Genomic DNA, 11,303 nt, shown 5'->3' with positions numbered 1-11,303 from the left:
CCCACCAGATATTTCCCAAAAGATTTTGAAAATTAATTCCTAAAGCTATTTCCTTTGTAATATTGCCCAAAAAACCCATATCAAGAGAAATACCATGGCCGTCTGATAAATTAGTAGATGGGACATTGTTTTCTATTCTTGCCTCAGCAATTCTACCCGATAAATAAGATATATTTAAACCCGTCATTATTCCATTTTCGGCTTTATGTGCTGCAGATATGGTATAGGCATTTATTTTTATTTCTGTTGTTTTCCAGTCATTTCCGTTTGTTTCGCGAATAGTCATATCGGATAAAGGCCTAAAAGAAAATGAACCTTTACCGCTTGTAAGAGCAAGCAAACAAAGGCCGGAATTGCTTATAGGATCATTAAGAAATAATTTATCTTTTGAAAGGTCCCCCTGCCGGCCGGCCTCCATAGTAATACTAAGAATATTCGTATCCAAATAGTTTAAACCCGCGGGATTAAAATATAATGCTGAAGGATCATCAGCAACGGATGTAAAAGCAAATCCCATCCCCATTGCTTTAGCCCCCGGGGCAAAACCATCGTATGAATAAAAAAGTGTCGGCGCCATTTCAGATGAAGCATGAATGATTCTAGAATTCAATCCTGCAAGAATAAAAATAATAAAATTCAAAAACACTACTTTAGAGATAAACTTTATTGATTGTTTATTTTTCATTAGTCTTCTCCATAATATTTTCTATTTGCCATTTTCTATTACAGTCCCTATACCAATAAATCCAATTACATCATCGCCGTCCGTGGCTACCGCTCCGCAGAAATAAAAAGGAATTGAGCTTCGGTCTTTAGATAAAAACTTTATTTTAGATTTTTCAAAACTTCTTTTTTCATTTATTGTCTGCCACGCAATACCGAATACTCTATCATCTTCATGCAATATCTTTTTTACATTTTGGCCTAAAAGTTCTTCTTTTGTATATCCGAGCAAATCAAGCAAATTCCTGTTTGCATAAAGAATTTTCTGATCCGTACCCAAAAGAATTATTATATTTGGAAGCATTGAGATAATTGTTTCTGCGGCAATATTTGGAGTTACTGCCATAATTCTATATTTTGTGATCGCATTTACAATCATCATTGACATGATGACTGTAAAAGATGTTGCCAACGGCAAAACTTTTATTCCTATGCTTGGTAAAAAAATATTTGTTATCAAACCTCCCGTTATGGGTAATAGGCTTGCAAAAAACATCCATTTCCCCTGAAGTTTTTCTCTTTTGCTTTGCGAATTTTTCCAGGCATCATAAAAAAGCCATAATATGCCCAAAAAAATCGGATAAGCATAAAATGCATATATATTTAAAAACGGGCCATAAATAATTGTCCTTGCTCCATCTAAAAGCAAAGGTTGAGTATCAGTTATAAAAAGCTTACTAAACCACGTAAAATATATTACTACAAATGCTGGAAGATAAATAAAGGCATATATTAGTTTATTCTTTAGAATTTTTCTTTCTTTCGGAAAAAGTAAAGCAAAATTCAAAAAAATAGGAGCAATAAAAGCTACCCCCGTCCAAGTAATTTTGGCAAAAAGCAGCCCGTTTCCGGGCGATCCAGTATTTCTTAAAGCAAATTCAAATATGTCCCAAATAATGCATGATATTACCAGCATCGAAAATATGCGGCTAATTCTTTTTCTGTAATCCTGAGTCAGAATTAGCATTAAAACATAGACGTTGAATAAAAAAGCTATAAAAGTTGGCAAACTGATAATTTTTATTTCCATAATATTTTTATTATTCTGTTACAAGAGTTGTAAATTATGAAGGCGGCTATAAACACCTTCATTCTTAAGAAGTTCGTGATGATTGCCTTGTTCAACGATAATTCCTTTGTCAAGAACAATAATTCTATCAGCTTTTTTTACTGTTGCAAGTCTATGGGCTATAATTATAACTGTTCGATTAACCATCAATGTCTCAATAGCTTCCTGCACTAATTTTTCTGATTCGGCATCTAAAGAACTTGTTGCTTCATCCAGAATCAAAATCGGCGGATTTTTTAACATTGCACGAGCTATTGAAATTCTCTGCCTTTCCCCTCCTGAAAGTTTTATTCCTCGTTCCCCGATCATAGAATCATAACCTTGAGGCATTTTCATTATGAATGAATGAGCGTTTGCGGTTATAGCAGCTTTAATTATTTCATTTTCGTCTGCATCTTTTTTTCCATATGCAATATTAAATTTCACAGACTCATTGAATAAAAATACTTCCTGAGTAACAACCCCAATTTTAGAACGAAGTGATCCAAATTCCATATTTTTTATATCTTGGCCGTCTATAAGAATTCTGCCTTGTTGAGGATCATAGAACCTGAGCAGAAGATTTATTAGCGATGTTTTTCCGGAACCCGAAGGGCCTACAATAGCAACGATTTCTCCCTTTTTGATGCTAAGACTTAAATTAGAAATAACTTCATGTTTTGCTATATATGAAAACATAACATTTTCATATCGTATTTCAGATTTAAAGTCTTCGATTTTAATTGCATTTTCATTTTCAATAACAGTGGGTTTATGGTCAAGTATTCCAAAAATCCGTTCTGAGCTCGCAAAAGATTGTTGGATTAACGTATTTGTTTGAGCAAAATTTCTTATGGGTGCGTATGCGCTTGCAACCGCTCCTAAAAATGAAAGAAATGCACCTGACGACCATACTCCTTTTATCACATCGTTTCCCCCATACCATAGCACAAAAGCGATTGCCACAGAACCGATAAACTCCATCGTTGGGCTTGATCTTGCATCAACCCTGTTTAGTTTCTGCTGAGCATGGTAATACTTATAGTTTTCTTTTGCAAAGCGTTCTAATTCGTTTTTTTCTTGCAAAAATACTTTAATTATATTTATTCCGTTTAAACTTTCCTGCAACGATAAATTAAGCTCAGCCATTTGTTTTTGACCTTCACGAGATGCATTTCTCATCTTTCTTGCAAATTGACTTAAAGGTATACCCGCGACTGGAAAAATTATTAATGATATTAATGCAAACTTCCAGTGAAGATAAAATAGAATTCCTATCATTACAATTATTGTTAACCCATCCCTTATAAGCATCAGAGGAACTCTAAAAATAGCGCTTTGAAGCAGCATTACATCGTTTGTAACTATGGACATAATTCTTGCTGATGAAGTATTTGTATAAAAATCATGAGAAAGAGTAATAACTTTTTCATAAAGTTCATCCCTTATTTTCCGAATAATATTTTGGGTAATATAATATAAAAGATAATTTTGGCCATATCCTGCTATGCCTTTAATTGCAAAAACAACAGGAATTAGGATAACCACCCAGTAAAGTATATGAAGGTCTTTACTTATGAATATTTTATCAAAAATAGTTTTAATGAACCACATCGTTGCGCCGGCAAAAGCAGAAAAAATTGCCATGCAAAATGATGCTAAAACAAAACGAGGTATAAACGGAATAAAATATTTAATAAGTCTTTTATGATTCATGATTTTTATTCTTCAAGTATTATTTTTGCTGCTCTATCGCTAACGCCAGGATTTCCCAATATCTTTCTTAACCCAAGTAATTCATTTTTAGTTTTACTCATCATTTCTGAGTCGTTTATCATGGAAATCACTTTTTCGGAAATTATTTGTGGATCTGCTCTGGATTGAATAAATTCGGGAATTAACTCTCCCCCTAAAAGAATATTTGCCATTGTTATATATTTGACCTTAACAAGCAGTTTGGCAACCCAATAATTAAACCAAGATACTTTATAAAACACAACCATGGGTATACCCAATAAAGCATTTTCTAGGCTGACTGTTCCAGAAGTTGTTATTGCAAACGTAAGTTTTGCTCTTTCAAGATAGTTGTCGGAATTAACAATTTGAAAATCGCTTTTGATGACATTTTGAGGTGAATTATTCAAAAATATTTTAAATTTTGCATTTATTTTACTCTTAATAATTTTTGCTGTCTTTTCAAGTATTGGTAAGTGTCTTTCTATAACACTTTTTCTGCTCCCTGGAAAAAATCCTATGATTGTTTCCTTATTTGATTGTTTTGAAATTAAATTTTGATCTATTATATCAATTAGAGGATGTCCTACAAAAACTGTATCTAAACCTGTTTCTTTGTAAACTTCTTCTTCAAAAGGAAGAATGACGAGCATTTTTTTAACATATTTAGCTAATTTATTTATCCTGCTTCTTCTAGACGCCCATACTTGCGGACTAATGTAATAATAAGCTGGAATTTTATTCCTGCAAGCATATTCTGCAATATGAATGTTGAAACCATAAAAATCAACTAATATTACTTTATCCGGTTTATTGTTTTTCCAAATATTTTTTATTTTATTAAAAACTTTTCTTAGAAAAAAGTAATGCTTAAACGGGGCGGTAAAACCAAATGCGCTCAGGCAGCATATATCCTGTAAGAAATTATCAGAAACTTGTTCAAGATTTCTTCCTCCCAAACTGGTAATAATAATTTTGGGATCGATTTTTTTAATTGATTTAGATAAATTTGCTGCGTGAAAATCTCCTGAAATATCTCCTGCTGAAATGAATATATTTTTCGCCAAAATGTTCTCCTTAAAAAACCATATTTTTTAGAATTTCTAAAGCAAGTTCCATTGCATCTCGGCCATGTTCACCGGACACTATCGGTTTTTTCCCTTCATTTACACATGAAAGAAAATGGTCCAATTCTAAATATAAAGGTTCTTCGGGGCTTAGAATGGGCCTTATGATTTCTATATCCGAAAAACTTTTCACAATGTCTCTTTTTTTTCTGAATACCTTTAAGCTTTTGCCGGCATAATCTATGGAAATATAACTATCTGGCTGAAAAATCCTTATTCTTCTATATTTCTCCAGTGAAACCCGGCTTGCCGAGAGATCAGCTACACATCCATTGCCAAATTTAATTCTTACTTTTACTATATCCTCATTATCTGACAAAATCTTTGCCCCATGCGCTTCAAGGCTTGAGACTTTGTCTTTTACAAGAGTAAGTAAAATATCTAAATCATGAATCATTAGATCCAGAACTACCCCAATATGACTTGTTCTAGGATCATAAGGGCCAAGCCTGTCAACTTCAATAAGTCTTGGATTATTGATGTAATTTTGTGCGCTTACGACGGCCGGATTAAATCTTTCTACATGCCCAACTTGCAGTACTAAATTTTTCTTTTTAGAAATTTCTATAAGATCCTGAGCTTCTTTAATAGTTGATGTAAAAGGTTTTTCAACCAAACAATTAATACCAGATTCAAGCAAATCTTTGGCAATTTCGTAATGGTATGGGGTAGGAACAGCCACAACAGCTGCTTTAATAATATTTTTTATTTTTTCAGTATCAGAGAAGAAAGGAACTTTGTAAATAGATGCTATTTTTTCAGCACGCTTGATATCAGAATCAACTACGGCAATGAGTTCAGATTTTGGATGTTTTGAAAGGATTCTAGCGTGATGCTGTCCTAAAGATCCGACACCTATGACAGCTGTTTTAATTTTTCCCATTGAAATTCTTGATTATTGATATTATTTTTTCTAATTGTTTCCTAGTTAAAGACGGATGAACAGGAATAGATAGAACTTCATCTGCCGCTTTTTCTGCTTTAGGACAAAGTCCTTTTTGGAATCCGAGATTTTCATATAAAGGCTGGCTGTATATTACTCTTGGATAGTATATTCCGCAACCCACTTCGTTTTTTGTCAAATAATCCATTAATTTCTGTCTAATTTTAGAATTGACTCTAATTGTATATTGATGAAATACTGGATCGCATTTATTTGAAATATAAGGAATTTTCAAAAAACTGGTATCTTTGAGTCCTTCTGAAAGAATTGCAGCATTTTGTTTTCTTTTCTTATTCCAATCATTAAGATGAGACATCTGCACTAACCCGATCGCTGCTGCAATATTTGTCATGCGATAGTTGTAACCTAAAACGCTATGAACTGAATGTTCGCTTCTGCCATGATTTATTATTTGCCTGGATAACTTGTCTATTTCCGAGTTATTAGTTAGAACTATTCCGCCTTCACCTGTTGTTATATTTTTTGTCGCATAATAAGAAAACGCTGAAGAATCTCCGAATGAACCGACTTTCTTCCCATTATATTCTGCCCCATGAGCTTGAGCGCAATCTTCGATTAATATAAAATTATATTTTTCTTTGAGCTTTAAAAATGAATCCATTTCACATGGTAGGCCATAAAGATGAACTAATAAAATTGCTTTTATATCTTTATGCTTTTTAAAAGCTTCTTCAGCAGAATCCTTAGATAAATTATAAGTTTCAGGATCAATATCAGCAAAAACTGGTTCTGCTCCGCAGTAAAGAATACTATTTGAGGTAGCAATAAAACTAAATGGAGTGGTTAATATTTTATCGCCTTTCTTAATTCCGCAGGCCAATAGGGCAGTATGAAGTGCAGTGGTTCCATTAGATGTGGCAATCGCATATTGTGTTTTATTGTAATTTGCGCATTTTTTTTCAAATTCAGAAACATAACTGCCACTGGCAATGATTCCTGAATCTATAACTTCATTGACCAGTTTTTTTTCTTCTGCACCGAAAATAGGTTTAACTAATGGAATCATTTAATACCTTTAATACATTTTTATTATAAAGCTATTATTTTTATGCCATTACTATTCGCCAGGTTAATTAGTTCTTGTTTGTCTATCATTAGTGTTGAGCCCGCATCAATTGCTAATACCCAGACTTTATTTTCAATCAATGTCTTAATTGTTTGAAGCCCAATTACTGGAAGGTCAAATCTAAAATCCTGATTTGGTTTTGCAACTTTTACAACTACTGCATTTTCTTTCCCATAAAGAGCTGCTCGCTTGATGCATTCATTTGTACCTTCTATTGATTCTACTGCAAGCACTGCACCGTTTTTTACTACAACAGTCTGTCCTATATCTAAACCAGCAATTGCTTTTGCTATTTTAAAACCGAAATCAACATCTTTTTGTTCTTCTTTGGTTAGTTTATTACCAGAAATTAGTCCTTTTTTTGGCAATAGATCCTTAAGATATTCGTGAGAAGGAAGAAGCTTGATCCCTTCTTTTGCTAGCTCGTCTGCAATTGCTTTGAGTATAGTATCAGTCTTTTTGTTTAGGAGTTTTCCAAGCAGTTTTATTGCTCTTAAATCAAACTTCAGATTAGAAAAAAGCTGAGAATGCTTTACTTGTCCGGCCATTATAACTGATTCTATTTGCTCTTCATGTAATAAATCTATAAGTTTCTGAAATTCCCCAAGATGCAGCCAAATCATTTTATTTACAATTTTAGACAAGAAGGGATCGGTCTCTTCTTTTAAGCAAAACGCAATAACTTCATCACCGCTTTTCTTGATTTCCTGCGCAACTAAAAAAGGAAATCTACCATTTCCTGCAATCAGTCCAATTTTTTGAGCCATATTTAGATTTCTTCCTCCACAACTTCTTTACTTGCAGACCTGCAAATGCCTCTTTTAGAACTATGTATAAAATCTATCATTTCTTTAACTTCTGGCCGGGGATTCGTTGCTTCCAGCTGATCTAAAGCTTCTTGTATTGGTATCCCCGACAAAAAAAGAATTTTATAAGCCTCTTTAATTTCCTCTAAAGCTTCTCTTATCATATGGTGACGTCTTATACCAACAAGATTTAATCCTCTGGTTTTGGCTCTATCGCCTTGCACTTGCGTAAAAGGTAAAACATCTTGCGTCACAATAGATCCTCCTGCAATCATGGCAAGCCTTCCAATTCTACAAAACTGATGAACTCCTGCAAGCCCGCCCAAAACGGCATTATCACTAATTTCTACATGCCCACCTAAAGTTGCGGCATTTGCCAATATAACATCATTTCCTATTATGCAATCATGTGCAACATGTGAATATGCCATAAAAAGACAATTTGATCCTATAACTGTTTTTCCGCTTGCAGATGTACCGCGATTCAGAGTAACAAACTCTCGAATTTTACAATTAGGACCAATAAAAAGTTTTGTCAATTCTCCTTTAAACTTGAGATCCTGCGGAATTGTTCCAATTGATGCATGGTTAGATATCTGGCAATCTTCTCCGATCTCCGAGTTTTCAATTAGAGTATTAGAACCAATTTTTGTTCCAGATTTAATTAGCGAATTTTCACCAATTACTGTATAAGGTCCGATATCAACATCTTTTGCAATTTCAGCCGATTTATGAATAATGACTGTTTCATGAATCATCTTTTTTCCCTATTTTCCGAAAAACGAATATTAAACTAAGTTTGTAAATTTTTTTTTAATGGGCCTGAGCTCTTTTTTGTTATAAATAAACTCAATTCCTAAAGTTGCTCTTCTTTATTAAAGCGATTTGGCTTGCAAAAACCTCTTTTTGAAGTTTTTATAAAATCAATCATTTCTTTTACTTCCTGATGCAAATTCATTACTTCTAATTGGTTTAAAGCTTCTTTTAACGGAATCTTTGAAAAGAATAAAGTTCTATATGCAGATTTTATATCTTCAAGAGCATCCTTTACTTTTGGATCTCGCCTTATACCAACAAGATTTAAACCCATAACAACTGTTCTATGACCAGGACCAACTACCATAGTAAAGGGTAAAATATCCTGAGAAGTCCCTGTTCCGCCTCCTAACATCGCAAATTTTCCAATGCGACAAAATTGATGAACAACGACTATCCCGCCTAGAAAAGCATTATCTCCGACTTCAACATGCCCTCCTATAGTTGCAACATTTGCAAATGTAACATTATTCCCCACAATACAATCATGTGCTATATGTGAATAGGCCATAAAATAACAATTTGATCCGATAATGGTCTTTCCGCTTGCATCGGTACCCCGATTTAACGTAACGAATTCCCTTACTATACAATCGGATCCCAAAATAAGTTTCGTTGGTTCATTTTTATATTTGATAGATTGCGGAGCAGTTCCTATAACTGCGTAACTGTAAATTTGGCAATTTTCTCCAATTTCTGCGTTTTCAACAATCGCCCCCGAGTCAATTTTGACCCCTGATTTTATGATTGTATTTTCTCCAATTATAGCATAGGGACCTATCTCAACATCTTTTGCAATTTTAGCTGATGGATGAATTATAGCAGTATTGTGAATCATTTTTTCTCCTCTTTTTCAACTATACTAAACATAAATTCTGCTTCTGTCACCAATTCATTATTAACAAATGCTTCACCACGAGCTACTCCTCCCTTTTCACGTTCGCGCAAAACACCTATCTTGAATTCTAGGGTATCTCCCGGTACTACCGGCTTTCTAAATTTAACATTATTTATTGCCATAAAATATGCAAATTTACCCATTTTTTTTGGCTTTGATAAAAGCAATACACATGCCGTCTGGGCCATTGCTTCAATAATAAGAACCCCGGGCATAAGAGGATTTCCGGGGAAATGTCCTTGAAAATACTCTTCATTCCCGCTTACACATTTATACCCTTTCGCTGTCTTTGTATCATAATTAACTATTGCTCTATCAATCATTAAAAAAGGGTACCGATGAGGAATAATTTTCTTAATTCCCTCAATATCAAATTCAATATCTTTCACGGTATTACTATCCATTTTTATGCCTCCAAGATTAATCAACAAATAAACCACCAACTTTTGCTAATTCTTTTGTAAAAGACACATTATGATTATGCCCGCTCCTGACCGCAACTATATGAGCCTTTATTGGTCTCCCTATAAGGAATAAATCACCTAACAGGTCAAGCGCTTTATGACGGACAAATTCATTTTTAAATCTTAAAGGTTCAGGATTATGGATGTCTTTTAATCCCACAACAATTGCATTTGAAAGGTTTCCGCCTTTTGCCAGCCCCTTGCTTCTTAAAGCTTCTATTTCATAATCAAAACAAAAAGTTCTTGCAGGAGCAAGTTCCTCTAAAAAAGTTTCTGCATCTATTTTCAATGAAATCTGTTGTTCCTTTATCAGTGGATGGTCATAGTTAACTTTGCAGTCTAAAGAAAAATCATTTGATGGGTAGGCAATAAAAGTGGTTTTATCTGACTGATAGGTAACAGGTTGATTAACAACAAAGTAATTCTTTTCTTCATTTTGTTCTTCTATCCCCGCTTTTATTAAAATGTCAGCAAACGGCTTTGCACTACCGTCCATTATTGGTGGTTCGTTATTATTGATAAGTATTTCAAGATTATCTATTCCAAGCCCTGAACAAACAGCAAGTATATGTTCAATAGTATGCACTTGTCCTGTGCCATTAGCTATAGTTGTTCCCCTAACCGCAGTACCTGATACATACCTGATTATTGCGTTTATTACTGGTTTATCTTGCAAATCTATACGCACAAATTTTATTCCAAAATTCTCAGGAGCAGGCTTAAATATTACTCTGCTTTTGTTTCCGGTATGAAGTCCTATGCCTTCTATCGAGACTTGTTTTGAAATTGTTTTTTGTTTTTCCATATTATTATAATTATATTAGTTATTTTTTTCTTTAGCACTCAGTTTTTTATAATGCTCATACATTTCAGGCAACTTACTCATAATCGCTAGCTTTTTCATTTCTTCTTTAGGCGGCCTGGCCGGAAATCCAAAAACAACTTCTTTGGGTTTCATGTCACTGATTACACCTGCTCCAGCAGCAATAGTTGCTCCGTCACCGATTTTAATATGGTCAGAAACTCCTGATTTCCCTCCAAAACGAACAAAGCTACCTATTTTGGCTGAACCTGAAATCCCTGTCTGAGCAACAATTATACAATGACTTCCTATTTGTACATTATGGGCTATTTGTACAAGATTATCAATTTTTGTTCCCTTGCCTATTATGGTTTTTCCCGTTGAAGCACGGTCTATTGAAACATTTGAACCTATCTCAACATCATCACCAATTTCTACTCCTCCAATCTGAGGAACTTTAAAATTCCCTTTTTCATCCGGCATAAAACGAAATCCATCAGAACCGATAACAGTTCCTGAATGAATAATACAATTGTTCCCTATCGTTGTATTTTCTCTAATTGTAACATTTGGATAAATCAAACAGCCGTGCCCTATTTTGGAATCAGCCCCAACAAAACAATGTGCTAAAATCCTAGTTGAATTTCCAATATTTACTTCATTCCCAATTATCGCATATGGACCAATTATAATATCATGACTCAACCTTACATTTTTTCCTATAATCGCAGTTGAATGAATCCCTTTTTCTATTACAGATTTTTTTTCCTTTTCTAACATCGTTAAAATCTTTGCGAATGCTAATTGCGGATTTTTTACTATTATAATCGTTTGTTTTAAACCTTCTACCTTTTC

The 11,303-nt window shown here is 33.9% G+C and carries 12 protein-coding genes; all 12 read right to left on the bottom strand.

The window, feature by feature from the left end:
- On the bottom strand, nt 1–685 hold a 685-nt coding region (locus NT145_00510), incomplete at its 3' end, for a hypothetical protein (GenBank protein MCX5781180.1).
- Between the two features lie 21 nt (nt 686–706).
- Nucleotides 707–1,753 carry a PAS domain-containing protein gene (locus tag NT145_00505; GenBank protein MCX5781179.1) on the bottom strand — a complete coding sequence of 349 codons (1,047 nt, stop codon included), beginning with the start codon at nt 1,751–1,753 and terminating at the stop codon, nt 707–709.
- 18 nt (nt 1,754–1,771) lie between these two features.
- Complete coding sequence (locus NT145_00500; protein ID MCX5781178.1) at nt 1,772–3,487, bottom strand: ABC transporter ATP-binding protein; 1,716 nt, start codon at nt 3,485–3,487, stop codon at nt 1,772–1,774.
- 5 nt (nt 3,488–3,492) lie between these two features.
- On the bottom strand, nt 3,493–4,572 hold the full coding sequence (lpxB, locus tag NT145_00495; GenBank protein MCX5781177.1) for a lipid-A-disaccharide synthase: 1,080 nt from the start codon (nt 4,570–4,572) through the stop codon (nt 3,493–3,495).
- Between the two features lie 10 nt (nt 4,573–4,582).
- Nucleotides 4,583–5,515, bottom strand: a complete 933-nt coding sequence (locus tag NT145_00490; protein MCX5781176.1) for a Gfo/Idh/MocA family oxidoreductase — start codon at nt 5,513–5,515, stop codon at nt 4,583–4,585.
- Nucleotides 5,502–6,602, bottom strand: coding sequence for a DegT/DnrJ/EryC1/StrS family aminotransferase (locus NT145_00485; protein ID MCX5781175.1), 1,101 nt, complete (start codon nt 6,600–6,602; stop codon nt 5,502–5,504). The genes NT145_00490 and NT145_00485 overlap by 14 nt, the downstream gene beginning before the upstream one ends.
- 23 nt (nt 6,603–6,625) lie before the next feature.
- On the bottom strand, nt 6,626–7,429 hold the full coding sequence (gene lpxI, locus NT145_00480; protein MCX5781174.1) for a UDP-2,3-diacylglucosamine diphosphatase LpxI: 804 nt from the start codon (nt 7,427–7,429) through the stop codon (nt 6,626–6,628).
- Between the two features lie 2 nt (nt 7,430–7,431).
- The gene (lpxA, locus tag NT145_00475) at nt 7,432–8,226 is read right to left on the bottom strand and encodes an acyl-ACP--UDP-N-acetylglucosamine O-acyltransferase (GenBank protein MCX5781173.1); all 795 of its coding nucleotides are present in this window, start codon (nt 8,224–8,226) and stop codon (nt 7,432–7,434) included.
- Between the two features lie 98 nt (nt 8,227–8,324).
- On the bottom strand, nt 8,325–9,122 hold the full coding sequence (lpxA, locus tag NT145_00470; GenBank protein MCX5781172.1) for an acyl-ACP--UDP-N-acetylglucosamine O-acyltransferase: 798 nt from the start codon (nt 9,120–9,122) through the stop codon (nt 8,325–8,327).
- Nucleotides 9,119–9,586, bottom strand: a complete 468-nt coding sequence (gene fabZ / locus NT145_00465) for a 3-hydroxyacyl-ACP dehydratase FabZ (GenBank protein ID MCX5781171.1) — start codon at nt 9,584–9,586, stop codon at nt 9,119–9,121. The genes lpxA (NT145_00470) and fabZ overlap by 4 nt, the downstream gene beginning before the upstream one ends.
- Nucleotides 9,587–9,602: 16 nt before the next feature.
- Nucleotides 9,603–10,451, bottom strand: coding sequence for a UDP-3-O-acyl-N-acetylglucosamine deacetylase (gene lpxC / locus NT145_00460; GenBank protein MCX5781170.1), 849 nt, complete (start codon nt 10,449–10,451; stop codon nt 9,603–9,605).
- Between the two features lie 15 nt (nt 10,452–10,466).
- Nucleotides 10,467–11,303, bottom strand: an 837-nt coding sequence (lpxD, locus tag NT145_00455; protein MCX5781169.1) for a UDP-3-O-(3-hydroxymyristoyl)glucosamine N-acyltransferase, incomplete at its 5' end; no start/stop codon positions are given.

The organism is Elusimicrobiota bacterium (assembly GCA_026388075.1).
Classification (GTDB): domain Bacteria; phylum Elusimicrobiota; class Endomicrobiia; order Endomicrobiales; family JAPLKN01; genus JAPLKN01.
This window is presented reverse-complemented; position numbering and strand designations above follow the sequence as displayed.

What these genes read in the sequence shown, in the direction of transcription:
- NT145_00505 (MCX5781179.1), bottom strand. Translation starts at nt 1,753, where the DNA reads ATGGAAATAAAAATTATCAGTTTGCCAACTTTTATAGCTTTTTTATTC.
- NT145_00500 (MCX5781178.1), bottom strand. Translation starts at nt 3,487, where the DNA reads ATGAATCATAAAAGACTTATTAAATATTTTATTCCGTTTATACCTCGT.
- NT145_00490 (MCX5781176.1), bottom strand. Translation starts at nt 5,515, where the DNA reads ATGGGAAAAATTAAAACAGCTGTCATAGGTGTCGGATCTTTAGGACAG.
- NT145_00485 (MCX5781175.1), bottom strand. Translation starts at nt 6,602, where the DNA reads ATGATTCCATTAGTTAAACCTATTTTCGGTGCAGAAGAAAAAAAACTG.
- lpxI (MCX5781174.1), bottom strand. Translation starts at nt 7,429, where the DNA reads ATGGCTCAAAAAATTGGACTGATTGCAGGAAATGGTAGATTTCCTTTT.
- lpxA (MCX5781173.1), bottom strand. Translation starts at nt 8,226, where the DNA reads ATGATTCATGAAACAGTCATTATTCATAAATCGGCTGAAATTGCAAAA.
- lpxA (MCX5781172.1), bottom strand. Translation starts at nt 9,122, where the DNA reads ATGATTCACAATACTGCTATAATTCATCCATCAGCTAAAATTGCAAAA.
- fabZ (MCX5781171.1), bottom strand. Translation starts at nt 9,586, where the DNA reads ATGGATAGTAATACCGTGAAAGATATTGAATTTGATATTGAGGGAATT.
- lpxC (MCX5781170.1), bottom strand. Translation starts at nt 10,451, where the DNA reads ATGGAAAAACAAAAAACAATTTCAAAACAAGTCTCGATAGAAGGCATA.